Below are 22,528 nucleotides of genomic sequence, written 5' to 3'. Positions count from 1 at the left end.
GGCGCAGGGATTTCGCGAATTGGAGGAGGGCGCCAGCTTGAGCCAGATCGAAACCTTCTACGAGGTCATGCGCAGCCAGGGAATCACCCGGCGCAGTTTCATGAAATACTGCTCGCTGACCGCCGCCGCGCTGGGCCTCGGCCCGGCCTTCGTCCCCAAGATCGCGCATGCGATGGAGACCAAGCCGCGCACGCCGGTGATCTGGGTGCACGGGCTCGAATGCACCTGCTGCTCCGAGAGCTTCATCCGCAGCGCGCACCCGCTCGCCAAGGATGTCGTGCTGTCGATGATCAGCCTCGATTACGACGACACGCTGATGGCGGCAGCCGGTCACCAGGCCGAGGCGGCGCTGCAGGAGACCATCGACAAGTACAAGGGCAACTACATCCTCGCGGTCGAGGGCAACCCGCCGCTCAACGAGGATGGCATGTACTGCATCGTCGGCGGCAAGCCCTTCGTCGATCAGCTCAAGCACGCCGCCGAGCACGCCAAGGCGATCATCTCGTGGGGGGCGTGTGCCTCCTATGGTTGCGTGCAGGCCGCCAAGCCCAACCCGACCCGGGCCACCCCGGTGCACAAGGTCATCACCGACAAACCGATCATCAAGGTGCCGGGCTGTCCGCCCATCGCAGAGGTGATGACGGGCGTCATCACCTACATGCTCACCTTTGACCGTCTGCCGGAACTGGATCGGCAGGGGCGGCCGGCGATGTTTTACTCTCAGCGTATCCATGACAAGTGCTATCGTCGGCCGCATTTCGATGCCGGTCAGTTCGTCGAAGCCTGGGACGACGAGAACGCGCGCAAGGGTTATTGCCTCTACAAGATGGGCTGCAAGGGGCCGACCACTTACAACGCCTGCTCGACGGTGCGCTGGAACGAGGGTGTCTCGTTCCCGATCCAGTCGGGCCATGGCTGCATCGGCTGCTCGGAAGATGGCTTCTGGGACCAGGGCAGCTTCTACAACCGCGTCACCGACCTGACCCAGTTCGGGGTCGAGGCCAATGCCGACAAGATCGGTATGGCGGCGGCGGGCGTGGTTGGCGGCGGCATCGCGCTGCACGCCGCCGTCTCGGCGCTGAAAACCGCACAGAAAAAGACCCAGACGTCGAAAGAGGAGGTGTAACCGATGGTTATCCAGACCCCCAATGGCTACACGCTCGACAATGGCGGCCAGCGCGTGGTGATCGACCCGGTGACCCGGATCGAGGGCCACATGCGCTGCGAGGTCAACGTCAACGATGACAACATCATCACCAACGCGGTCTCGACCGGGACCATGTGGCGCGGGCTTGAGGTCATCCTCAAGGGCCGTGATCCGCGCGATGCCTGGGCCTTCACCGAGCGCATCTGCGGCGTCTGCACCGGCACCCACGCGCTGACGAGCGTGCGCGCGGTCGAGGATGCGCTCAGCATCTCGATCCCCGACAACGCCAACTCGATCCGCAACATGATGCAGCTGGCGCTCGAGATCCACGACCACGTGGTGCATTTCTACCACCTGCACGCGCTCGACTGGGTCAACCCGATCAACGCGCTCAAGGCCGATCCCAAGGCGACCTCGGAGCTGCAGCAGACCGTGGGCCCGAACCACCCGCTGTCCTCGCCGGGCTATTTCCGCGACGTGCAGAACCGGCTGAAGAAATTCGTCGAGAGCGGCCAGCTGGGTCTGTTCAAGAACGGCTACTGGGACAACCCCGCCTACAAGCTGCCGCCCGAGGCGGACCTGATGGCGACGACCCATTATCTCGAGGCGCTCGACCTGCAGAAGGAGATCGTCAAGGTCCACACCATCTTCGGCGGCAAGAACCCGCATCCGAACTGGCTGGTGGGCGGCGTGCCGTGCCCGATCAACATGGATGGCGTGGGCTCGGTGGGCGCGATCAACATGGAGCGGCTCAACATGGTCTCGTCGATCATCGACCAGACCCAGGAGTTCAACCGCAACGTCTATATCCCGGACGTGAAGGCGATCGGCGGCTTCTACCGCAACTGGCTCTATGGTGGCGGCCTGTCGTCGCAGGCCTGCCTCGCCTATGGCGACATCCCCGAGCATCCCAATGATTTCTCGCCCGAGCAGCTGCACCTGCCGCGCGGTGCGATCATCAACGGCAACCTCAACGAGGTGCTCGACGTCGATCCGCGCGATCCCGAGCAGGTCCAGGAATTCGTTGATCACTCGTGGTACACCTATGGCGAGGCCGGCAAAGGGCTGCACCCGTGGGATGGCGTCACCGAGCCGAAATACGAGCTCGGCCCCAACGCCAAGGGCACCCGCACCGATATCAAGGAGCTCGACGAGGCGGCGAAATACTCGTGGATCAAGGCCCCGCGCTGGCGCGGTCACGCGATGGAGGTGGGCCCGCTGGCGCGCTACATCGTCGGCTACGCCAAGGGCCACGAGGACATCCGGGATCAGGTCGACCGGCTGCTGTCGGACATGGATCTGCCGATGGAGGCGCTGTTCTCGACGCTGGGCCGCACCGCGGCGCGGGCGCTTGAGTCCGAGTATTGCGGCCGTCTGCAGCGGCACTTCTTCGACAAGATGATGACCAACATCCGCAACGGCGACGAGTCGACGGCGAATGTCGAGAAATGGGATCCCTCGACCTGGCCCTCCGAGGCCAAGGGCGTGGGCATGACCGAGGCGCCGCGCGGCGCGCTGGGCCACTGGATCAAGATCAAGGACGGGCGCATCGAGAACTACCAATGCGTCGTGCCGACCACGTGGAACGGCTCGCCCCGCGACACCGCCGGCAATATCGGCGCCTTCGAGGCCTCGCTGATGAACACCAAGGTCGAGCGCCCCGAGGAGCCGGTCGAGATCCTGCGCACGCTGCACAGCTTCGACCCATGCCTCGCGTGCTCCACGCACGTGATGTCGCCCGACGGCGACGAGCTCGCCAACGTCAAGGTCCGCTGAGGAGGAGAGACCCCATGAAACAGGCAATCGCATTCTGGCTGGCCTCGGCCTCTGCCGCCTTCGCCCACGCCGGCCACGACGCGGCCCTGCCCGCGGATGGCGCGGCGCACTGGCTGCTGTCGCCCCTGCACGGGCTGGGCGTGGTGGTGCTGGCCGGCCTCCTGTGGACGGTGATCCGCGCCCGCCGCAAGGAGTGATCCGATGGAGCAGAAAACCATCCACTCCCCGAACCCGGGCGTCGAGCCGCTCTCGACCGCCCGGCTCACCGGAGACGCCACCGAGCAGGACATCGAGTCAATCCGCCGGCGGACCTCGGTCTTCGTCTACGAATGGCCGGTGCGGCTCTGGCACTGGATCAACGCGGCGCTGATCATGACCCTGATCGGCACCGGCTGGCTCATCGCCTCGCCGCTGCCGACGATGAACTTCGCCGAGGCGACCTATCAGTTCGTCATGGGCTACAACCGCTTCATCCATTTCGCCGCCGGCCAGCTGCTGACCGTGGCCTTCGCCGGCCGGGTCTACTGGGCGCTGGTGGGCAACCACCACTCCAAGCAGCTGTTCTACGTGCCGGTGTGGAAGAAGGCGTGGTGGAAAGAGGTTGTCCACGAGCTGCGCTGGTATGCCTTCCTCGAGGACGTGCCGAAGAAATATGTCGGCCACAACCCGCTGGCGCAGGTGGCGATGTTCTTCTTCATGACGGTGGGCATCACCTTCATGCTGCTGACCGGCTGGGCGCTTTATGCCGAGGGCGCCGGGCAGGGCTCGCTGCCGGATCTGGCGATGGGCTGGCTGATCGCCTGGGTGCAGAACACGCAGGTGCTGCACTCGCTGCATCACCTCGGCATGTGGTTCATCATCATCTTCATGATGATCCACATCTACGCCGCGATCCGCGAGGATATCATGTCGCGCCAGTCGATGGTCTCGACGATGATCTCCGGCCACCGCACCTTCAAGGACGACCTACCGGACTGAGCTTTCCGGTTTTGGACAAGACATGGAACGGGCCCTTGCAGGGCCCGTTTTTCTTTGTGGTATTTTGCCTTGCGATCATGCTCAATTGTGAAAAGTTTCTTTCCATCACGCGTCCGGCCGCGTCGCCCGTTTTGGACGTGTTTTCGTTTATTTTCAGAGGGATGAGTAAAGGTGACTGTAAGATGCAGAATCCCTGCCCTGCGGGGGCGGAAACGATAAGGTCGTTCGGGCCAGCAGGCGGAAACAGATCTTTCGCCGGGCAAGCAAGGGGAGGGGACGGCATGGCGCAAAAGGCGCTCATTCTCGGCATCGGCAACGTGCTCTGGGCGGACGAGGGGTTTGGCGTGCGCTGCGTCGAGCATCTCGCCGACACGCTCTCCTTCGGCGAGGACGTCAAGGTGCTCGATGGCGGCACGCAGGGGCTCTACCTGCTGCCCTTCCTCGAGGAAGCCGATCTTCTGGTCGTGTTTGACGCGGTGGATTACGGCCTCGCGCCCGGCACCATGAAGGTGGTCGAGGGCGACGAGGTGCCGCGCTTCATGGGCGCGAAGAAGATGTCGCTGCACCAGACCGGCTTTCAGGACGTGATCGCCACCGCCCAGCTGATGGATTATTGCCCGGCCGAGCTGCTGCTCGTCGGCTGCCAGCCCGAGGAGCTCGAGGACTACGGCGGAGGGCTGCGCGCGGTCGTGGCGGCGCGCATCCCCGAGGCGGTCGGGATCGCCCGCGACTGGCTGGCGGCGCGCGGCTTCCACGCCACCGAGGGCCGCACCGAGACCGACGCGCTGGCCGACAGCTCGATCCGGCATCAGGCCTACGAGGCCGGCCGTCCTTCGGAGGACGAAGCCTGCCGCACCGGCGACGCCCGCTTCTTCCCGGCGGCGGAGTAGGGCCGATGTGCGTTGGCATCCCGATGAAGATCCTTTCGGTCGACGGCATCGCCGGCCGCGCCATCGGCGACGAGGGCGAGGCGCTGATCGACCTGTCGCTGGTCGGTGACGTAGCGCCCGGCACCTGGGTGCTGACCCATCTCGGCCACGCCCGCGAGGTGATCACCGAGCAGGAGGCCGAGCTCATCGCCCGCGCCCTGCGCGGCCTGCGCAGCATCATGCAGGGGGCTGGGGCGGGCGACGCCTTTGCCGATCTCGACAACCGCAGCCCGAGCCTGCCGCCGCATCTCGAAGCGGCGCGGCTTGCGGGCAAGACCACCGCCTGAGCTGGGCGGCCCGAGCAAGACGACCTGAGCAGAAGAGCCCGACAAGCGCCCGAGGAGGACCCATGTCACACCCCCTGATCGACCGGCTGGTGAGCGAGCTTGGCTGGCCCCGCCTGAGCACCATGGCTGATGTCGCGGCCTTCACCGAGGCGCCGGGCGCCCATTGCCTCTTCGTGCCGGGCGACCCCAAGCGCAACCTCGAGAGCGCCGACGTGGCGGTGATCCTGCCCGAGCTGCGCATCGCCTTCCAGCGCGCCTTCGATTGCGCCGTGGTCGATGACGCCATCGAGACCCAACTGCGCGAGGTCACCGGCGTGCTGAAGACGCCGTCGCTGATCTTCTTCCGCGACGGGGCCTGCCTCGGCGGCATCCCCAAGGTGCGCGACTGGGACGACTACATGGCGCGCATTCCGCAGATCCTGAACGCAATCCCGGCCCCGGCGGCCTGACGGAGGACAAGATGGTCAACAATTTCCACATGCCGCCCGTGGGCTACGGCCCCGGCTCGCAGCCCGAGGACGAGGCCGAGCTGGAATACATGCCCCTGCCGCAGGACATGCGCACCTTCTCGGTCCACATCCCCGATGTCGAGGATACCGGCGGGCTGGCCCCGGCGATGACGCTGCTGGCGCGGGTGGCCGAAGCCGCCGACCGCGTCGCGGCCCATGGCGGTTCGGTGACCTTCGATCTCGCCATGCTCGACGCGCCCAACCGTCGCCTGATCGCCGAGACCATGGGCGAGGGCGAAGTGGCGATGAAGATCCGCGGCCTGCCCTCGGTCCGGGCGCAGGAATCGGTGTTTGCCGGCATCTGGGTGCTGCACGGCGCAGGGCTCGACGCCATCGAGGTGGCGAGCGTGCCCTCCGATGCCCGCGCCCGCGCCTTCGAGCCGTTCCGCCCGGGCGATGCCAACGCCCCCGGCACCGGCGTGGTCAACGCCCCCGCGCTGCTGGTCGAGCTGCAGGACAAGAGCGCCGGCTACACGGCGAGCGGCGAGCTGCACGTGGTCAACCTCACCCTGCTGCCGCACACCGAGGGCGATCTCGCCTGGCTCGACGCGCGGCTGGGTATCGGCTCCACCGACATCCTGTCGCGCGGCTACGGCAATTGCCGGGTCACCGCGACGGCGCTGCCGCATGTCTGGCGGGTGCAGTTCTACAACTCGATGGACCAGCTCATCCTCGACACCTTCGAGGTCACCGACATGCCCGAGGTCGCCATCGCCGCGGCCGAGGATCTCAGCGACAGCGCCGAGCGCCTGCGCGAAGTGCTGGAGGCGATCACATGAGCTTCGAGGGCAGCTATCTCGGCGCCAATGACCGGATTTCGGATCAGGCGATCATGGAGTGCAAGATCTGCTGGACGCCCTACGATCCGGCCGAGGGCGACGACACCCGTCAGGTCGAACCGGGCACGCCGTTCCACGCCCTGCCGGAGGACTGGTCCTGCCCGAACTGCTCGGGGCCCAAGGAGCAGTTCATGGTGCTGGAGGATCCCGGCGCGGCGGACTTGCTCGAGGCCACCCGCATCCGCGCGGTGACCGATCGGCTGGTGGCGGATTTCCGCGAGGTCTACAACGCCAAGATGCGCGACGTGCCGATCGTCAACAAGGCGCTGCAGGTCGAGGCCATCGACTTCCAGAAGCACGGCGACTGTCTGCTCGGCGTGCTGGTCAGCCCGTGGTTCATGAACCTCGTGCTGCTGCCCGATGCCGGGCAGGACTGGTCGGGGCTCACGGCTGGCGAGAAGGAGGTGATCTCCTTCCCCTCTGGTGACTACGAGTTCATCCACAACAGCCGCGAGCTGACGGGGGGCTACAAGGCCTGCTCGCTGTTCTCGCCGATGCACGAGTTCACCCGCCAGAAGGATGCGACCGATGTCGCCCGCGCCGTGATGGTGGCGCTGTTCCAGAAGGAGCACCGCGCCGAGACCGACCGCGCCGTCGAGATCCGCGCCTCCCGCGAGGCCGAGCTGGCCGCCGCCGAAGAGGGCTCGCAAGAGGCCGAGGAGGCGGCGCTCGACGCGGCCCCCTCGCGCCGCGCGGTGATCACTGGCGGTCTGTCTCAAGACCTGCCGGACGTGCAGGAACAAGGCGCAGGCTGATGCTGGACACGCGCCCCGCAACCCGGCTTGTCGCCCAGCCCGCCCCCGGCCTCCCGGTCGCGCGGCTGGTGCTGGGCAAGCCGGTCGACGAGGTCGAGGCGATTCTCCCCCGCCTCTTCAACCTCTGCCGCGGGGCGCAGGCGGCGGCGGTCTCGGCCGCGCTGGGGCGGGTCGATGCCAGGGCCGCCGCCGCCGAAATCGCGCAGGATGTGCTGCGCGATCACCTTCTCAAGCTGCACGCCACCTGGCCGACCCTGCTCGGCCTCGCGCCGCAGCCGCTGCCAGAGGACTGGCGCGCCGGCGGGCGGGCGATTCTCGCGGCGCTCTTCGGCCCTGCCGCCGCGGCGCCTGCGACGCCGGCGGCGTTTCGGGCCTTCCTCGCGAGCGTCCACCCCGTCGCCGCGCCGCTGGCCCGCATCGGGCAGCTCTTCGCCCCCGGCGAGGCGGTGGCCGAAGCGCTGCCCGAGCCGGAGGCCGGGACCATCTGGCAGCGTGCCGCCTGCGAGAACTCGGTCGCCGCGCGCCACCTTGCGCACCCGGTGATGCGGGCGCTCGAGGCCAGCCACGGGCGCGGCCCGCTCTGGCGCGCCACCGCCCGGCTCTACGATATCGAGGCCGCCGTCCTTGGCCGTCTCCCGGCGCTCGAGGCCACGCCCGGCCGGGCGCTTGTGCCTGCCGCGCGTGGGGCCTATGCCATTCATATGGAAGTGGAAAACGGCCACGTCACCGGCTTCGACCGCGTCACCCCCACCGATGCGCTGCTGGCGCGTGACGGCATCCTCGCGCGCTGTCTCGCCACGCTGCCGGCGGAGAAATCCGGTCTCGGGGCGCTGCTGCTCGACATTCTCGACCCGTGCAGCCCGGTGCGGCTGCGGGAGGTGCGGGATGCATGAAATGTCGCTCTGCGAAGGCATCCGCCGGGTCGTCGATCAGGCCGCCGCCGCGCCGGAGATCCAGCGCGTCACCCGCGTTCGGCTCGAGATCGGCCGCTTCGCCGGGGTCGAGAAGCCGGCGCTGGAGTTTGCCTGGGAGATCGTCATGCGCGGCTCCAAGGCCGAGGGGGCGGCGCTCGAGATGATCGACCTGCCGGGCCGCGCGCTCTGCTATGACTGCATGGAGACGGTGGAGATCGCCCACCGGCTCGATCCCTGCCCGAAATGCGGCGGCGGAAAGCTGATGCCCGACGGGGGCGACGAGATGAGAATCAAGGATATGGAGGTCATCTGATGTGCACGGTTTGCGGCTGCAGCGGCAGCACGGTGGAAGGGCATTCGCACGATCACGGCGCGGGGCATACGCATGACCACGCCCATGACCACGCGCATGGACATGGCCACCACCACCATCACGGCGCCCATGGCGACATCCATTTCGGCACCGGCGCCGCCGGCGTCGCGGTGGGCAACATGAGCCAGGAGCGGCTGATCGAGATCGAGACCGGCATCCTGTCGGAAAACGACCGCTACGCCGCGGCCAACCGTGCCCGGCTGGCGCGGCAGGGGGTCTTCGCGGTCAATCTCGTCTCCTCGCCGGGCTCGGGCAAGACCACGCTGCTCTGCGCCACCATCCGCGCCATGGGGGGCGATGTCGCCGTCATCGAGGGTGACCAGCAGACCAGCAACGATGCCGACCGCATCCGCGAGACCGGGGCGCCCGCGGTGCAGGTCAACACCGGCAAGGGCTGCCATCTCGACGGCCACATGGTCGGCCATGCGCTCGACCACCTGCACCTGCACGACGAGGCCACGCTGTTCATCGAGAACGTCGGCAACCTCGTCTGCCCCGCCGCCTTCGATCTTGGCGAAGATGCCAAGGTGGCGATCCTGTCGGTCACCGAGGGCGAGGACAAGCCGCTGAAATACCCTGACATGTTCACCGCCGCGCGCATCGCGCTGCTGAACAAGGTCGATCTTGCGCCGCATTGCGATGTCGATCTCGACCTCTACGAGGCCAACCTGCGCCGGGTGAACCCCACCATCGAGGTGATCCGGGTCTCGGCCCGCACTGGGGAGGGGCTCGAGCAGTGGATCGGCTGGCTGCGCAGCGAGGCGCTCGCCAAGCGCCGCGCGCAGGCGGCGGAGTAAGAGGGATGTCGGGCGGCACGCTTCCCACCGTTCTGGTCGTCGATGACGAGCCGTTCTCGGTCGCCTCCATGCGCATGGCGCTGGAGGACGATTTCAACGTGCTCGAGGCCACCGACGCCGAGGCGGCGTGGCGCCTGCTCGAGGAGAACTGGGTGCAGGTGGTGGTCTCCGATCAGCGCATGCCCGGCCGCACCGGGGTCGAGCTGCTGTCGGACGTGCGCGACCGCTGGCCCGAGACGGTGCGCATCATCGTCACCGGCTACACCGAGAGCTCGGACATGATCGACGCCATCAACAAGGCGGGGATCTACCAGTTCATCACCAAGCCCTGGCATCCCGAGCAGTTCCTGATGGCGGTGCGCAACGCGGCAAGGCTCTTCGAGCTGAGCCGCGAGCACGAGCGCATGAGCCTCGAGATGCGCTACCTCGGCAACACCGCGACCCAGAAGATGCAGGCCCGGCGCCAGCAGGCGCAGGAGGCGGCGGGGTTCGACAAGGTGCTGCGCGGCACCGGCAGCCCGCTCAACCCGACCATCGCGCTGGCCCGGCAATATGCCAGCTTCGAGGTTCCGGTGCTGATCACCGGCGAGGCCGGCACCGGCAAGGGCGATCTGGCCCGCGCCATGCACTACGGCTCGCTGCGCGCCGACCGGCCGTTCTACAAGCTCAACTGCGCCGGCATGTCCGACGAGGTGCTCGCCGCCGAGCTCTTCGGCGCCAAGCGCGGCGCGGTGCCCGGCGCGGTGCAGGCGCGGGCGGGACTGCTGCAGAAGGCCGACCGGGGGACGCTGTTCCTCAACGGCGTCGATGCGCTGAGCCCGGCGATGCAGCTGCAGCTCCTGCACCTCGTGACCGAGGGCAGCTTTCAGCCGGTGGGCGGGCACGAGACCCTGCAGAGCGGCGCGCGGCTGCTCTTCGGCACCCATCGCGACCTGCGGGCGATGATCCAGCGCGGCCAGTTCCGCAGCGACCTGTTCTTCGAGATGGCGGTCACCGAGCTGGCGATCCCGGCGCTGCGCAGTCGCGTCCCCGACATCCCGCTGCTGGCCGAGCGCATGTTGCACGAGGCGGCCGAGCTGCACGGCAAGCCGGTGCGCGGCATCGCCCGCCCGGCGCTGGCCTTCCTCGAGAGCTATGACTGGCCGGGCAACCTGCCCGAGCTGCGCAACGAGGTGACCCGGATGCTGATCCTCGCGCAGGACATGACGCTGGGGCCTGAGCTAATCTCGCGCCACATCCTGCAGGCGGGCAATCACGGCGAGCGCGCCGAGGGCGCCGAGCTGCCGGCGAGCGGCACTGATCTCTGCACGCTGGAAGGCACGCTGAAGGAACGCGTCGAGCTGATGGAGATGCGCATCCTCGGCGAGACGCTGACCCGGCTGAAATGGAACAAGTCGAAGGCGGCGGCAGAGCTCGGGCTCAGCCGCGTCGGGCTTCGGGCAAAGCTGGACCGCTACGGCATCGAGCCGCACGCGTCCGTATCGGAGGAGGACTGAGCCATGTGTCTGGGCATTCCCGGCCAGATCACCGAGATCACCGACCCATCCCGCCTGATGGCGATGGCCGATGTTTCCGGGGTCAAGCGAGAGGTGAGCCTCGCCCCGGTCGCCGACCGTCCGCTCGCGGACCTGGTGGGCGAATGGGTGCTGATCCACGTGGGCTTCGCCATGGCGGTGATCGACGAACACGAGGCCGCCGAGACGCTCGAGGCGCTGCGCGGCCTCGGCGAGGCGCAGGAGGCGCTCGAGGCGATGGAAGAGGGCGCACGGGCCTTTGACGAGCCCGCCAAGGTGGAGGCGGCACAATGAGATATGTCGAGGAATTCCGCGATCCCAAGGCCGCCAAGGGCGTGCTGGCGGCCATCGCTCGCGTCGCGGACGAGATCGGCGCCACCCGCGACGCGCCCGTCCGCATCATGGAGATCTGCGGCGGCCACACCCACGCGATCTTCCGCTACGGGCTCGACAAGCTGGTGCATCAGGGCATCGAGTTCATCCACGGCCCCGGCTGTCCGGTCTGCGTCCTGCCGATGAGCCGGGTCGACGAATGCGTCGAGATCGCCGAGCGTCCGGGCGTCATCTTCACCACCTTCGGAGATGCCATGCGGGTGCCGGGCTCGCGCAAGTCGCTGATGCAGGCCAAGGCCGATGGCTGCGATATCCGCATGGTCTACTCGCCGCTCGACGCTTTGGAGCTGGCGCGGCGCAACCCCGACCGCGAGGTGGTGTTCTTCGGCCTCGGCTTCGAGACCACCACGCCCTCGACCGCGCTGACCCTGCAGCAGGCGGCGCGCGAGGAGATCGCGAATTTCAGCGTGTTCTGCAACCACATCACCGTGCCGCCGCCGATCAAGGCGCTGCTCGACGATCCACATATGAGGCTCGAAGGCTTCGTCGGGCCGGGCCATGTTTCTATGGTGATCGGCATTCATCCCTACGATTTCATCGCCCGCGATTACGGCAAGCCCATCGCCGTGGCCGGGTTCGAGCCGCTCGACCTGCTGCAATCGGTGCTCATGGTGCTGGAGCAGATCCGCGACGGCCGCGCCGAGGTGGAAAACCAGTATGCCCGCGTGGTGCCCGAGCATGGCAACCCGGTCTCGCTGGCGGCCATCGCCGATGTCTACGAGGAGCGGCCGTCGTTCGAATGGCGGGGCCTTGGCGAGATCGACGCCTCCGGCCTGCGTATCCGCGCGGCCTATCGGGCGTGGGACGCAGAGGAGAAGTTCGGCATCGGCTACGCGGTCGGGCGGAAAAAGGTCGAGGAGCCCGAGGGCTGCGCCTGCGGCGCGGTGATGACGGGGCGGATCAAGCCGACCGCCTGCCCGCAATTCGGCCGTGGCTGCACCCCCGACACGCCGCTTGGCGCGCTGATGGTGTCGTCCGAGGGCGCCTGCGCCGCCTACTGGACCTATGGCGGCGCACGGGTGATGGAGCCGGCGGAATGAACATGGCCTCCAAACCCTCCCGCCTGCGCGGCGACCGTGTCACGCTGGCCCATGGCGGCGGCGGACGCGCCATGCGCGACCTGATCGAAGAGGTCTTCACCGGGGTCTTCCAGCCCGAAAGCGGCGAAGATCAGGCCCGGCTCATGCATGACGCGCTGCAGGAGATGGGCGCACGGCTGGCCTTCACCACCGACAGCTACGTGGTCACCCCGGTGGAGTTTCCCGGCGGCGACATCGGCAAGCTCGCGGTCTGCGGCACGGTCAACGACCTTGCGGTGGGTGGGGCCGAGCCGCTCTGGCTCTCGGCCTCGTTCATCATCGAGGAGGGCTGCGAGATCGCGCTTCTGCGCCGCATCGTCGCCAGCATGGCGCGCGAGGCCGAGGCGGCGGGGGTCAGAATCGTCACCGGCGACACCAAGGTGGTCGAGAAGGGCTCCTGCGACACGGTGTTCATCACCACCTCGGGCGTGGGCGTGATCCCGGCGGGGCGCGATCTCGGTGCGGTGCATATCCGGCCCGGCGACGTGGCCATCGTCAACGGCGTGCTGGGCGATCACGGCGCGACGATCCTCGCGGCGCGGGGCGATTTGGCGCTGTCGGCGCCGCTGCAGTCGGACTGTCAGGCACTGGGGCACCTGATGGCCGCCGTGGCTGAGGCCTGCCCCAACCTGCGCGCGGCGCGGGATGCGACGCGCGGAGGGCTGGCTTCGGCGCTCAACGAGATGGCCGAGGCGGCGGGGGTGTCGGTGGAGCTCGACGAGGCGGCGCTGCCGTTGCGCCCGGAGGTCAAGGGCATGTGCGAGATCCTCGGGCTTGACCCGCTCTACCTCGCGAACGAGGGCGCGCTGGTGCTCTTCGTGCCCGAGGCCGAGGCCGAGGCGGCGCTGGCCGCGATGCGCTCGCTGCCTGCTGGGCGCGAGGCGGTGATCGTCGGACGGGCGGTCGAGAAGGGCAGCGTCCCGGTGCGGATGCGGTCGGCCTTCGGGGGCACGCGGATCGTCGACATGCTGGTCGGAGAGCAGCTGCCGCGGATCTGCTGAGCGCGCAGGGCGGCGCGGCGCTTTTCAGTCCGACAGGCCGTCCTCGTCGAGCAGGTGGCGGCCTTGTCGGTCCTCGACCTCGATCACCCAGAGATCCGGGTCGAAACTGCGCTGCTTCGCGATGCTGGCATCGACCTCGCGCTCGTCGCCCGAGGCGAGCTCGGTCCATTGCCGGGCGCCGGTCATCAGGTCGAAGCCGCGGGTGAAGGCCCGCGCCTTGCCATCAAGCGTCGCGAGCTTCACCAGCACCGCGCCGGCATGGTCGTCTCCATGGGCGGTCACGTAGGCGGGGATGTTCTGGAACGACAGCCTTGCGAGATAGGCGTCGACCCAGAACCGCGTGGTCAGACGGGCCACGGGGTCAGTTGCCGTCCTTGAAGTCGAGCCCCATCTCGGAATAACGCTCGGCTTCCTCGAGCCAGTTCTCGCGCACCTTCACCTGCAGGAAGAGGTGCACCTTGCGGCCGAGGAATTCCTCGATCTCGGCGCGGGCGGCCTGACCGATGGCCTTCACCGTCTCGCCCTTGCGGCCGAGCACGATGCCCTTGTGACCGTCGCGCATGACGTAGATCACCTGATCGATGCGGGCCGAGCCGTCGGGGCGCTCTTCCCAGTTCTCGGTCTCGACGGTGAGCTGATAGGGCAGCTCCTGATGCAGGCGCAGGGTCAGCTTCTCGCGCGTCATCTCGGCGGCGATCATCCGCATCGGCAGGTCGGCGATCTGGTCCTCGGGATAGAGCCACGGGCTCTCGGGCAGCTCGCCCGCGAGCCATTCGCGCAGGTCCTTTACACCGTGGCCGCGCTCGGCCGAGATCATGAAGGTCTTGGCGAAGGTATAACGCTCGTTGAGATCCTGCGTCAGCTTCAACAGCACGGGCGCCTCGACGCGGTCGATCTTGTTGATCGCCAGCGCCACGGTGCGGCCCTTGGGCAGGTCGGCCAGCCCCTCGAGGATGCGCTCGACGCCCTCGGTGATGCCGCGATGGGCCTCGACCAGCAGCACGATGATGTCGGCATCCGCCGCCCCGCCCCACGCAGCGGCGACCATGGCGCGGTCGAGCCGGCGGCGCGGTTTGAACAGGCCCGGCGTGTCGACGAAGACAAGCTGGCTTTCGCTCTCCATCGCGACGCCGCGGATGCGGGCGCGGGTGGTCTGCACCTTGTGGGTCACGATGCTCACCTTGGCCCCCACCATACGGTTGGTGAGGGTGGACTTGCCCGCGTTGGGCTCTCCGATCAGGGCGACAAATCCGGCGCGTGTGGTCATTGGCTGGTCCGTTGGGGAATGATCCGCATCACATAATCGTTTTTTGACCAAAGAGCCATAGATCGCTGTGCTGTAAGGGAAGACACTCTGCCCTATATCCCGCAGGGCTTGTTTCAGAGCGACTCGCAAGGAGATTTCGATGCGACAGGTGCAGGCGGCAGCTTTGGCCCTGATGACGATCGGGCTGGCCACGATGGCAAGCGCCGAGACCCTCTACGTCCCGACGATCCACGCCCTGCAGGGGGATGGCAGCTACCGCGACTCGCCGCTCAAGGGCAGCGAGCAGGGCGTTCCCCTTGGCGAGTGCCAGAGCCAGGCGAAGCGCTGGAAGGCGAAGAACGCGCAGGCCATCGCGCTGGCACAGGAGTCGCTCGGCGGCACGCGCCGCGACGCCGCCATCGAGGTCAGCTGCGAAAAGCTCTGATCAGGCCGCTCGGCGGGGCTTGCCGCTGCGCAGGAGCGTGTAGACCCCGCTGACCACGATGAGCATCCCTCCGGCGAGGGTCCAGAGATCCGGGCGTTCGCCGAAGAACATGAAGGCGAAGGTCAGCGCGACCAGCAGCCGCGAATAGCGGAACGGCGCCACCACCGAGACCTCTCCGGTGCGCATCGCCCGGGTCAGCGCCGTGTAGGCGGTGACGCCCACCACACCGGTCAAAAGCAGCCGCCCCAATTCCGTGCCCGTCGGCAGGCGGGGCGGGGCGGGATCGAAGGGCAGCATGATGAGGCCAGCCACGATGATCACCGCAAAGCCCAGCACGCCCAGTTGGTTGGTCGAGACCGCGGGCGGGCTGGCGCGGGTGTAGAGATCGCGCATCGCGAAGCCGATCATGCCGGCAACGGCCAGCAGCGCGTCGGGGCGGAAGGCGTCGGGCGTCGGGCGCAGGATCATCAGCACGCCCATGAAGCCCACCGCCATAGCGATCCAGCGCCGCGGGCCGACCTTTTCTCCCAGCAGCAGGGCCGCGCCGGCGGTGACCACCAAGGGCGCCGCCTGCAGGATCGACGAGGTCACGGCGAGCGGCGTGTAGGCCAGCGACAGGGCGAAGAACAAACGCCCCACGATCTCAAAGAAGGTCCGGATCATCAGGCTCGGGCGCAGGATCGCCGGGTGCAGCACCGGCTCGCGGGCACGTAGGGTCAGCAGGATGTAGATCGTGGTGCCGGTGAGGCCGAAGATCAGCGTCGCCTCGCCGGGCGGCAGCGCCGGGGCGACCGATTTGAAGAGTGCGTCCTCGATGGCGAAAAGCGTCATGGCGGCGCACATGAACAGCGCGCCCAGCATATTGCCCGAGGCGTCGCGCTCAGCCACCCGTCACCTTGGCGAGCAGGGCGGCGGCGGCCTCCTGCTCGGCCTTGCGCTTGGCACCGGCGGTGGCCTGCGCCGTCTCGCCGGAGGCCAGCCGTGCCTCGATGGTGAAGACCGGGGCGTGATCCGGGCCGGAGCGTCCGACCTCGACATAGGCGGGGGGCGGCATGGCGCGCGCCTGCGCCCATTCCTGCAGCGAGGTCTTGGCGTCGCGCGCATCCTCGTCGACGCGCGAGACCCGCTCACCCCAGAGCCGGCGCACCAGCTCCTTGGCGGCGTCAAAGCCCGCGTCGAGATAGACCGCCGCGATCACCGCCTCCATCGCGTCGCCCAGCAGCGCCATTTTGCGGCGGCCACCGGACATCATCTCGGAGCGGCCGAGCTTCAGCGCGGCGCCGAGATCGATCTCGCGCGCCACGTCGGCGCAGGTTTCCTTGCGCACCAGCGCGTTGAAGCGGGGGGCGAGCTGGCCTTCCGAGGCTGCGCGGTCATCGGCCAGAAGCGCCTCGGCCATGACGAGGCCGAGCACCCGGTCGCCGAGGAACTCGAGCCGCTGGTTGTCCTCGCGGCCCGGGGCCGACATCGAGGAATGGGTCAGCGCACGGCGCAGCAGCTCGGGCCGGTCGAAGCGGTGGCCGAGACGCTCTTCGAGCGCGATGATCTCGGCAGACCGCTTCATTGCAGTTTGTGGAAGAAGCGGTCGCCGCGCCACGTCCAGAAGAACAGCATCGAGCGGCCGGAGGACGAGAAGACGACGCGGTTGGCCTTGCCGATCAGGTTCTCGAACGGCACGAAGCCGACGCCGCCGGCGGCGCTGGGCACGCGGCTGTCGGAGGAGTTGTCGCGGTTGTCGCCCATCATGAAGTAATGGCCCTCGGGCACGGTGTAGACGCGGGTGTTGTCCGAGCCCTGCATCGCGATGTTGAGGATGTCATGCGACTTGCCGTTGGGCAGGGTCTCGGTCCAGCGCGATTTCTCGCAGACGCCGCCGGTGCCCACCGGGCCGTTCTCGCAGCGCGGACGCAGCTGCTGCGGGCCCTGCGGCTCGGCGGTCTCGGTGAAGGTGCCGTTGCGCTCGACCTGGACCGGCTCGTCGTTGATGTAGAGCAGGCCGTTGGTGACCTGCACCCGGTCGCCCGGCATGCCGATCACGCGCTTGATGAAGTCGCGCCCGGTGACGGGGTGACGGAAGACGGCGATATCGCCACGCTCGGGCTCGGAGCCGAAGATCCGGCCGTTGTCGTCGCCGAGCCAGCCGCAGATATCCTTGGCGTCGATGTCGAGCCCGACCACGGGCAGGCGGATCGACGGGCAGGAGGCGTAGGAATAGCCGTAGCTCATCTTGTTGACGAAGAGGAAGTCGCCGATCAGCAGCGTGTCCTTCATCGAGCCGGAGGGAATCCAGAAGGGCTGAAAGAACAACGTCCGGAACACGCCCGCGATGAGCAGGGCGTAGACGATCGTCTTGACGGTCTCGAGGAAGCCGCCGGTTTCTTTCTCTTTTGCCATGAAACATGCCTTTCGCGCCGTCTGACCCCGGCTTCATGGGCGGCAGGCGATGGAGTGTCAAGGCAGCCGTCCGGGGAGTGCGGCGCCACGTCCCGCAAACGTGAGGTCGGGGCGGGCTCAGGTCGGCGCGGTGACGACGATCTTGGTGTCCCAGTCGCCGCATCGCTGCGACAGCGCCGGGGGCAGCGGGGCATCGGTGAACAGCGTGTCGATCTGGCTCAGCGAGGCGATGCGCGCGGGCGCGCTGCGGGTGCGCTTGGAGGCGTCGGCGACGAGGAAGGTGCGCCGCGACTGGCGCAGGATGGCCTGGCTCACGCCGACCTCCTGGATGTCGAAATCCAGCAGGTCGCCCTCGGCGTCGAGCGCCGAGCAGCCGATCACCGCGAGGTCGAACTTGAACTGCCCGATGGTCCCGGCGGCAAGGTTGCCGACCAGCCCGCCATCCGAGCGCCGAAGGTTGCCGCCGGTGACGATGACCTCGCAATCGGGATTGCCGGCGAGGATGTTGGCGACGTTCATGTTGTTGGTCACCACCAGCAGGTTGCGGTGGGTGAGCAGCTGCCGCGCCACCGCCTCGGTGCTGGTTCCGATGTTGAGGAACAGCGAGATGTCGTCGGGGATCTGCTCGGCGCAGGCCCGCGCGATGGCGCTCTTGGCGGCGGGGTTGAGCTCGCGACGCTCCTCGTAGCCGATATTGACCGTTCCCGAGGGCAGCACCGCACCGCCATGCACCCGTTCGAGCTGACCCGCCTCGGCAAGATCCGAGAGGTCGCGACGGATGGTCTGCAGGGTCACCCCGAAATGCTGCGCCAGCAGCTCGACGCTGACCTTGCCGTCGCGGCGCGCGATCTCGAGGATTTCCGGGTGACGAAAAGAGTTCGACATGCGGTGCTTTCGTTTTTGTTCGCAACCGTGTCATTACACGGTCCCGCAATCAAGCGCCATGCGTCGGATGCGCTGCCTGATCGCGGGGATGAGGTGTCTGGGTACCGAATTTTATCTCAGAGCGAGGGGCGCGGCTGAAGTAGTGCCCGGGAATCCACCGATCAGGCGCGGTTATTTGCCGAACTGATGGAAACGAAAGAAAGCGAAAGCGTTGAGCTTGCGAGTGGGGCGCGGTTTCGGCATACGGTGGTCACGCAGATCGCAGCAAGGACAAGGCCATGGCAGACCAGCAGACGCGTGAGGCGACGGATCTCTTCATCATCGGCGGCGGCATCAACGGCTGCGGCATCGCCCGGGATGCGGCCGGGCGCGGCCTCTCGGTCCGGCTGGCCGAGATGAACGACCTCGCCTCGGCGACCTCCTCGGCCTCGACCAAGCTGTTCCACGGCGGGTTGCGCTATCTCGAGTATTTCGAGTTCCGCCTCGTGCGCGAGGCGCTGATCGAGCGCGAGGTCCTGCTGCGCGCCATGCCGCATATCAGCTGGCCGATGCGTTTCGTGCTGCCTTACCACCCCTCGATGCGCTTCGAGAGCGACACGCCGACCTCGAAGCTGCTCACCACCTTCATGCCGTGGATGAAGGGGCGCCGCCCGGCCTGGCTGATCCGGCTGGGCCTTTTCATGTACGACCACCTTGGCGGTCGGAAGATCCTGCCGGGCACCTCCACCCTCTCGCTCAGGGGCACGCCGGAGGGCGCGCCGCTCGAGGACCGGTTCGAGACCGCCTACGAGTATTCCGACTGCTGGGTGCAGGATTCCCGCCTCGTGGTGCTCAACGCCCGCGACGCCGAGGCGCGGGGGGCCAAGATCATGACCCGCACCAAGGTGCTCTCGGCGGCGCGAGAGGGCGATCTCTGGCGGGTCGATGTGCAGGACACCCAGACCGGCGAGACGGCGACCCATTACGCGAAGATGCTGGTCAATGCCGGCGGCCCGTGGGTCGGCGACATCATCCACGAGAAGGTGCATCTCAACGTCAAGGAGGGCGTTCGGCTGGTGCGCGGCTCGCATATCGTGACGCGCCGCCTCTACGATCACGACAAGTGCTACTTCTTCCAGGGCACCGACGGGCGGATCATCTTCGCCATTCCTTACGAGGAGGATTTCACCCTGATCGGCACCACCGATGCCGAGCATCTCGATCCCGACAAGCGCCCCGATTGCAGCCCGGAAGAGCAGCAATACCTGATCGATTTCGCCAACCGCTACTTCAAGCAGGAGATCACCGCCGAGGACGTGGTCTGGACCTATTCCGGCGTGCGCCCGCTCTACGATGACGGCGCCAGCAGCGCCACGGCGGCGACGCGCGACTACACGATCAAGGTCGAGGGCGCGGGCGGCGCGCCGCTACTCAACGTGTTCGGCGGCAAGATCACCACCTATCGCCGCCTCGCCGAGAGCGCGCTCGAGAAGATCGCCGAGAACCTGCCCGGCGTGAGCGGGCCCTGGACCGCCGGGGTCACCCTGCCGGGCGGGGATTTCCCGGTCGACGGCGTGCCGGCGCAGATCTCGGGGCTGCAGCGCTCCTACCCGTTCCTCAGCGAGCGCTGGGCCCGGCGGCTGGTGAAGCATTACGGCACCGAGGCGCGCAAGATCCTTGGCGAGGCCCGGGACGCGGAGGCGCTCGGCCCGATGTTCGGCGGCGATCTCACCGGCGCCGAGGTCGACTGGCTGATGGATCACGAATACGCTCGCACGGCGGAGGACGTGCTGTGGCGGAGGAGCAAGCTCGGGCTGCGCCAGAGCGAGGCGCAGGTCGCGGCGCTGGAGGATTACATGCGGGCGGGCCATCGTCGCGTCGACCGAAGCGTCGGCTGACTCGACGGGGGCCGCCCCCGCAACAGATTGAGCGGCAGCATCGCCGCTAGGGAAAGACCGGAGGGGGGAGATATGGGCTATATTCTCGCAATCGATCAGGGCACGACATCGAGTCGCGCGATCCTGTTTGATAAGGATCTGAACATCGCGGCATCGGTGCAGGAGGAGTTTCCGCAGCACTACCCGGCTTCGGGCTGGGTCGAGCATGATTGCTCGGATCTCTGGACCACCACGGCGGCGACCTGCCGGGGGGTGATGGAAAAGGCCGGCGTGCGCGCCGCCGACATCGCCGGGATCGGCATCACCAACCAGCGCGAGACCACGCTGGTCTGGGACCGCAAGACCGGCCGCCCGATCCACAACGCCATCGTCTGGCAGGACCGGCGCACCTCGGAGTTCTGCAAGGGCCTGAAGGCCGAGGGCCACGAGGCGGTGGCGACGGAAAAGACCGGCCTGCTGCTCGATCCCTATTTCTCGGCCACCAAGGTGGCGTGGATCCTCGACAATGTCGACGGCGCGCGGGCCCGGGCCGAGGCCGGAGAGCTGGCCTTCGGCACCGTCGACAGCTGGCTGATCTGGAACATGACCGCGGGCCATGTGCACGTGACCGACGCCACCAACGCGGCGCGCACCATGCTCTACGACATCAGCAAGGGGCGCTGGTCCTCGACCATGTGCGAGATGCTGGGCATCCCGATGTCGATGCTGCCCGAGGTCAAGGATTGCGCCGCCGATTTCGGCATGGCGCGGGCGGATCTCTTCGGTGCCGAGATCCCGATCCTCGGCGTGGCGGGCGATCAGCAGGCGGCGACCATCGGGCAGGCCTGCTTCCGGCCCGGGATGCTGAAATCCACCTACGGCACCGGCTGCTTTGCGCTGCTCAACACCGGTGAAGAGCTGGTGCGGTCGCAGAACCGGCTGCTCTCGACCATCGCCTACCAGCTCGACGGCAAGCGCACCTATGCGCTCGAGGGCTCGATCTTCATCGCCGGGGCGGTGGTGCAGTGGCTGCGCGACGGCATCAAGATCATCCGCCATGCCAGCGAGACCCAGCCGCTGGCCGAGGCCGCCGACCCCGCGCAGGATCTGGTGCTGGTGCCGGCCTTCACCGGGCTCGGCGCGCCTTACTGGAACGCCGAGTGCCGCGGCGCGATGTTCGGCATGACCCGCAACAGCGGCCCGGCGGAGTTCGCCCGCGCGGCGCTGGAAAGCGTCGGCTACCAGACCCGCGACCTGCTCGATGCGATGCATGCGGACTGGAAAGGCGCCGATGAGGCGGCCTTGCGTGTCGATGGCGGGATGAGCGCCAGCGACTTCGCCATGCAGTTCCTCGCCGACATCACCGGCGCGCCGGTGGACCGGCCGCAGGTGCTCGAGACCACCGCGATGGGCGCGGCCTGGCTCGCCGGACAGCGCGCCGGGATCTATCCGGGGATGGAGGAATTTGCCGAGAGCTGGGCGCTCGAGCGGCAGTTCGAGCCCGGTATGGAAAACGATCTGCGCAAGGGCAAATACGCCGCGTGGAAGCGCGCGGTGGAAGCGGCGCAGGGGTTCTGAGGGGGGCAGGCTCTTGGCGCGGGACAAGGCGCGGAACGCGCCGCCGCGCCATCGGCAGCCCGCCCCACCGGGCTGGCGATCTGGTTGGGTCGGGTGACGGGTGTCGAGGTCCTTCGGACTTGGCCGGGATAAATCGAGAGGCTCAAACGTCGGATCGCCATCCCGCGGGCTGCCGCTGACACGGCGCCGCCGGAGATGGCGCAATGAATCGAGAAGGGCGGCGACCGAAGTCACCGCCCTTCCTGTTCCAGCCTCGGCCTGAGCGCTCAGCCCAGCAGGCGCCGCGCAATCACCTGCGCCTGGATCTCGGCGGCACCCTCGAAGATGTTGAGGATGCGGGCGTCGCAGAGGATGCGGCTCACGGTGTATTCCAGCGCAAAGCCGTTGCCGCCGTGGATCTGCAGCGCGTTGTCGGCGTTGGCCCAGGCCACGCGGGCGCCGAGCAGCTTGGCCATGCCGGCCTCGAGATCGCAGCGGATGCCCTCGTCCTTCTCGCGGGCCGAGAAGTAGGTGAGCTGGCGGGCGATCATGATCTCCACCGCCATCATCGCGAGCTTGCCCGACACCCGCGGGAAGGCGATCAGCGACTTGCCGAACTGCTTGCGCTCCTCGGCATAGCGCATGCCGACGTCGAGCGCCGCCTGCGCCACGCCGATGGCGCGGGCCGCGGTCTGGATGCGGGCGCTCTCGAAGGTCTCCATGAGCTGCTTGAAGCCCTTGCCCTCCTCGCCGCCCAGAAGGTTCTCGCCCTTGACCTTGAAGCCGTCGAAGCCGAGCTCGTATTCCTTCATGCCGCGGTAGCCCAGCACCTCGATCTCGCCGCCGGTCATGCC

At 67.8% G+C, this 22,528-nt stretch carries 26 protein-coding genes; 19 read left to right on the top strand and 7 right to left on the bottom strand.

Annotation, left to right across the window (positions count from 1 at the left end):
* Positions 1 to 37: 37 nt before the first annotated feature.
* From AC6RA4_RS04780 to hypE, 16 genes are all read left to right on the top strand, one after another.
* Positions 38 to 1,126, top strand: a complete 1,089-nt coding sequence (locus AC6RA4_RS04780) for a hydrogenase small subunit (protein WP_222602426.1) — start codon at positions 38 to 40, stop codon at positions 1,124 to 1,126.
* 3 nt (positions 1,127 to 1,129) lie between these two features.
* On the top strand, positions 1,130 to 2,923 hold the full coding sequence (locus AC6RA4_RS04775) for a nickel-dependent hydrogenase large subunit (protein ID WP_500157908.1): 1,794 nt from the start codon (positions 1,130 to 1,132) through the stop codon (positions 2,921 to 2,923).
* A 14-nt stretch (positions 2,924 to 2,937) separates the two neighbouring features.
* The gene (locus AC6RA4_RS04770; RefSeq protein ID WP_500157906.1) at positions 2,938 to 3,120 is read left to right on the top strand and encodes a hypothetical protein; all 183 of its coding nucleotides are present in this window, start codon (positions 2,938 to 2,940) and stop codon (positions 3,118 to 3,120) included.
* 4 nt (positions 3,121 to 3,124) lie between these two features.
* A complete protein-coding gene (cybH, locus tag AC6RA4_RS04765; protein ID WP_222602429.1) occupies positions 3,125 to 3,901 on the top strand; it encodes a Ni/Fe-hydrogenase, b-type cytochrome subunit in 777 nt (258 codons plus the stop codon).
* A 281-nt stretch (positions 3,902 to 4,182) separates the two neighbouring features.
* Entirely contained in the window at positions 4,183 to 4,791 is a 609-nt protein-coding gene (locus AC6RA4_RS04760) for a HyaD/HybD family hydrogenase maturation endopeptidase (RefSeq protein ID WP_500157904.1), read from the top strand.
* 5 nt (positions 4,792 to 4,796) lie between these two features.
* Positions 4,797 to 5,117 (top strand): HypC/HybG/HupF family hydrogenase formation chaperone, encoded by a 321-nt coding sequence (locus AC6RA4_RS04755; protein WP_500157902.1) that lies wholly within the window; start codon positions 4,797 to 4,799, stop codon positions 5,115 to 5,117.
* 62 nt (positions 5,118 to 5,179) lie between these two features.
* On the top strand, positions 5,180 to 5,566 hold the full coding sequence (locus AC6RA4_RS04750) for a thioredoxin domain-containing protein (RefSeq protein ID WP_500157900.1): 387 nt from the start codon (positions 5,180 to 5,182) through the stop codon (positions 5,564 to 5,566).
* Positions 5,567 to 5,577: 11 nt separating this feature from the next.
* Entirely contained in the window at positions 5,578 to 6,405 is an 828-nt protein-coding gene (locus AC6RA4_RS04745) for a hydrogenase expression/formation protein (protein ID WP_500157898.1), read from the top strand.
* Positions 6,402 to 7,220 carry a [NiFe]-hydrogenase assembly chaperone HybE gene (gene hybE, locus AC6RA4_RS04740; RefSeq protein ID WP_500157896.1) on the top strand — a complete coding sequence of 273 codons (819 nt, stop codon included), beginning with the start codon at positions 6,402 to 6,404 and terminating at the stop codon, positions 7,218 to 7,220. Before AC6RA4_RS04745 ends, hybE begins: the two co-directional genes overlap by 4 nt.
* On the top strand, positions 7,220 to 8,113 hold the full coding sequence (locus tag AC6RA4_RS04735; protein WP_500157894.1) for a hydrogenase expression/formation protein HupK: 894 nt from the start codon (positions 7,220 to 7,222) through the stop codon (positions 8,111 to 8,113). The genes hybE and AC6RA4_RS04735 overlap by 1 nt, the downstream gene beginning before the upstream one ends.
* Positions 8,106 to 8,447, top strand: a complete 342-nt coding sequence (gene hypA, locus AC6RA4_RS04730; protein WP_500157892.1) for a hydrogenase maturation nickel metallochaperone HypA — start codon at positions 8,106 to 8,108, stop codon at positions 8,445 to 8,447. The genes AC6RA4_RS04735 and hypA overlap by 8 nt, the downstream gene beginning before the upstream one ends.
* Positions 8,447 to 9,304, top strand: a complete 858-nt coding sequence (gene hypB / locus AC6RA4_RS04725) for a hydrogenase nickel incorporation protein HypB (protein ID WP_500157890.1) — start codon at positions 8,447 to 8,449, stop codon at positions 9,302 to 9,304. The genes hypA and hypB overlap by 1 nt, the downstream gene beginning before the upstream one ends.
* Before the next feature lie 5 nt (positions 9,305 to 9,309).
* Positions 9,310 to 10,800: a sigma-54-dependent transcriptional regulator gene (locus AC6RA4_RS04720; protein ID WP_207076223.1), complete on the top strand. Its 1,491-nt coding sequence runs from the start codon at positions 9,310 to 9,312 to the stop codon at positions 10,798 to 10,800.
* Positions 10,801 to 10,803: 3 nt separating this feature from the next.
* Positions 10,804 to 11,112: a HypC/HybG/HupF family hydrogenase formation chaperone gene (locus AC6RA4_RS04715; protein ID WP_500157888.1), complete on the top strand. Its 309-nt coding sequence runs from the start codon at positions 10,804 to 10,806 to the stop codon at positions 11,110 to 11,112.
* Complete coding sequence (gene hypD / locus AC6RA4_RS04710) at positions 11,109 to 12,251, top strand: hydrogenase formation protein HypD (RefSeq protein WP_500157886.1); 1,143 nt, start codon at positions 11,109 to 11,111, stop codon at positions 12,249 to 12,251. Before AC6RA4_RS04715 ends, hypD begins: the two co-directional genes overlap by 4 nt.
* A complete protein-coding gene (gene hypE, locus AC6RA4_RS04705) occupies positions 12,248 to 13,291 on the top strand; it encodes a hydrogenase expression/formation protein HypE (RefSeq protein ID WP_500157884.1) in 1,044 nt (347 codons plus the stop codon). Before hypD ends, hypE begins: the two co-directional genes overlap by 4 nt.
* Positions 13,292 to 13,315: 24 nt before the next feature.
* Here the strand turns inward: hypE and AC6RA4_RS04700 are convergent, their stop codons facing one another.
* Both AC6RA4_RS04700 and era read right to left on the bottom strand, forming a co-directional pair.
* Positions 13,316 to 13,648 (bottom strand): DUF1491 family protein, encoded by a 333-nt coding sequence (locus AC6RA4_RS04700; protein ID WP_500157882.1) that lies wholly within the window; start codon positions 13,646 to 13,648, stop codon positions 13,316 to 13,318.
* A 4-nt stretch (positions 13,649 to 13,652) separates the two neighbouring features.
* The gene (gene era, locus AC6RA4_RS04695) at positions 13,653 to 14,558 is read right to left on the bottom strand and encodes a GTPase Era (protein ID WP_500157879.1); all 906 of its coding nucleotides are present in this window, start codon (positions 14,556 to 14,558) and stop codon (positions 13,653 to 13,655) included.
* Positions 14,559 to 14,697: 139 nt separating this feature from the next.
* On the opposite strand from era, the gene AC6RA4_RS04690 reads away from it, so the two are divergent.
* Complete coding sequence (locus AC6RA4_RS04690) at positions 14,698 to 14,982, top strand: hypothetical protein (RefSeq protein WP_500157877.1); 285 nt, start codon at positions 14,698 to 14,700, stop codon at positions 14,980 to 14,982.
* On the opposite strand, the gene AC6RA4_RS04685 is transcribed toward AC6RA4_RS04690, so the two are convergent.
* The 4 genes from AC6RA4_RS04685 to AC6RA4_RS04670 all read right to left on the bottom strand — a co-directional run bounded on the left by AC6RA4_RS04685 (position 14,983) and on the right by AC6RA4_RS04670 (position 18,261).
* Positions 14,983 to 15,843: a DMT family transporter gene (locus AC6RA4_RS04685; RefSeq protein WP_500157924.1), complete on the bottom strand. Its 861-nt coding sequence runs from the start codon at positions 15,841 to 15,843 to the stop codon at positions 14,983 to 14,985.
* A gap of 19 nt (positions 15,844 to 15,862) precedes the next feature.
* Positions 15,863 to 16,546 carry a ribonuclease III gene (rnc, locus tag AC6RA4_RS04680; RefSeq protein ID WP_500157874.1) on the bottom strand — a complete coding sequence of 228 codons (684 nt, stop codon included), beginning with the start codon at positions 16,544 to 16,546 and terminating at the stop codon, positions 15,863 to 15,865.
* A complete protein-coding gene (lepB, locus tag AC6RA4_RS04675) occupies positions 16,543 to 17,376 on the bottom strand; it encodes a signal peptidase I (RefSeq protein ID WP_500157872.1) in 834 nt (277 codons plus the stop codon). The genes rnc and lepB overlap by 4 nt, the downstream gene beginning before the upstream one ends.
* A gap of 117 nt (positions 17,377 to 17,493) precedes the next feature.
* The gene (locus AC6RA4_RS04670) at positions 17,494 to 18,261 is read right to left on the bottom strand and encodes a DeoR/GlpR family DNA-binding transcription regulator (RefSeq protein ID WP_500157870.1); all 768 of its coding nucleotides are present in this window, start codon (positions 18,259 to 18,261) and stop codon (positions 17,494 to 17,496) included.
* Positions 18,262 to 18,539: 278 nt separating this feature from the next.
* Between AC6RA4_RS04670 and glpD the strand changes: the two genes are divergently transcribed.
* A complete protein-coding gene (gene glpD / locus AC6RA4_RS04665) occupies positions 18,540 to 20,138 on the top strand; it encodes a glycerol-3-phosphate dehydrogenase (RefSeq protein WP_500157868.1) in 1,599 nt (532 codons plus the stop codon).
* Positions 20,139 to 20,210: 72 nt separating this feature from the next.
* Positions 20,211 to 21,695, top strand: coding sequence for a glycerol kinase GlpK (gene glpK, locus AC6RA4_RS04660; protein ID WP_500157866.1), 1,485 nt, complete (start codon positions 20,211 to 20,213; stop codon positions 21,693 to 21,695).
* A gap of 266 nt (positions 21,696 to 21,961) precedes the next feature.
* Here the strand turns inward: glpK and AC6RA4_RS04655 are convergent.
* The coding region (locus tag AC6RA4_RS04655) for an acyl-CoA dehydrogenase family protein (protein WP_500157864.1) at positions 21,962 to 22,528 on the bottom strand (567 nt) is incomplete at its 5' end.

This window comes from Salipiger sp. (assembly GCF_059781815.1).
Note: the sequence above shows the minus strand (reverse complement) of the source record. Positions and strands in the feature narration are given on the sequence as shown.

Coding starts and splice junctions, on each gene's coding strand:
- AC6RA4_RS04775 (WP_500157908.1), top strand. CDS start 1,130: ATGGTTATCCAGACCCCCAATGGCTACACGCTCGACAATGGCGGCCAG.
- AC6RA4_RS04770 (WP_500157906.1), top strand. CDS start 2,938: ATGAAACAGGCAATCGCATTCTGGCTGGCCTCGGCCTCTGCCGCCTTC.
- cybH (WP_222602429.1), top strand. CDS start 3,125: ATGGAGCAGAAAACCATCCACTCCCCGAACCCGGGCGTCGAGCCGCTC.
- AC6RA4_RS04760 (WP_500157904.1), top strand. CDS start 4,183: ATGGCGCAAAAGGCGCTCATTCTCGGCATCGGCAACGTGCTCTGGGCG.
- AC6RA4_RS04755 (WP_500157902.1), top strand. CDS start 4,797: ATGTGCGTTGGCATCCCGATGAAGATCCTTTCGGTCGACGGCATCGCC.
- AC6RA4_RS04750 (WP_500157900.1), top strand. CDS start 5,180: ATGTCACACCCCCTGATCGACCGGCTGGTGAGCGAGCTTGGCTGGCCC.
- AC6RA4_RS04745 (WP_500157898.1), top strand. CDS start 5,578: ATGGTCAACAATTTCCACATGCCGCCCGTGGGCTACGGCCCCGGCTCG.
- hybE (WP_500157896.1), top strand. CDS start 6,402: ATGAGCTTCGAGGGCAGCTATCTCGGCGCCAATGACCGGATTTCGGAT.
- AC6RA4_RS04735 (WP_500157894.1), top strand. CDS start 7,220: ATGCTGGACACGCGCCCCGCAACCCGGCTTGTCGCCCAGCCCGCCCCC.
- hypA (WP_500157892.1), top strand. CDS start 8,106: ATGCATGAAATGTCGCTCTGCGAAGGCATCCGCCGGGTCGTCGATCAG.
- hypB (WP_500157890.1), top strand. CDS start 8,447: ATGTGCACGGTTTGCGGCTGCAGCGGCAGCACGGTGGAAGGGCATTCG.
- AC6RA4_RS04720 (WP_207076223.1), top strand. CDS start 9,310: ATGTCGGGCGGCACGCTTCCCACCGTTCTGGTCGTCGATGACGAGCCG.
- AC6RA4_RS04715 (WP_500157888.1), top strand. CDS start 10,804: ATGTGTCTGGGCATTCCCGGCCAGATCACCGAGATCACCGACCCATCC.
- hypD (WP_500157886.1), top strand. CDS start 11,109: ATGAGATATGTCGAGGAATTCCGCGATCCCAAGGCCGCCAAGGGCGTG.
- hypE (WP_500157884.1), top strand. CDS start 12,248: ATGAACATGGCCTCCAAACCCTCCCGCCTGCGCGGCGACCGTGTCACG.
- era (WP_500157879.1), bottom strand. CDS start 14,558: ATGACCACACGCGCCGGATTTGTCGCCCTGATCGGAGAGCCCAACGCG.
- AC6RA4_RS04690 (WP_500157877.1), top strand. CDS start 14,698: ATGCGACAGGTGCAGGCGGCAGCTTTGGCCCTGATGACGATCGGGCTG.
- AC6RA4_RS04685 (WP_500157924.1), bottom strand. CDS start 15,843: ATGCTGGGCGCGCTGTTCATGTGCGCCGCCATGACGCTTTTCGCCATC.
- rnc (WP_500157874.1), bottom strand. CDS start 16,546: ATGAAGCGGTCTGCCGAGATCATCGCGCTCGAAGAGCGTCTCGGCCAC.
- lepB (WP_500157872.1), bottom strand. CDS start 17,376: ATGGCAAAAGAGAAAGAAACCGGCGGCTTCCTCGAGACCGTCAAGACG.
- AC6RA4_RS04670 (WP_500157870.1), bottom strand. CDS start 18,261: ATGTCGAACTCTTTTCGTCACCCGGAAATCCTCGAGATCGCGCGCCGC.
- glpD (WP_500157868.1), top strand. CDS start 18,540: ATGGCAGACCAGCAGACGCGTGAGGCGACGGATCTCTTCATCATCGGC.
- glpK (WP_500157866.1), top strand. CDS start 20,211: ATGGGCTATATTCTCGCAATCGATCAGGGCACGACATCGAGTCGCGCG.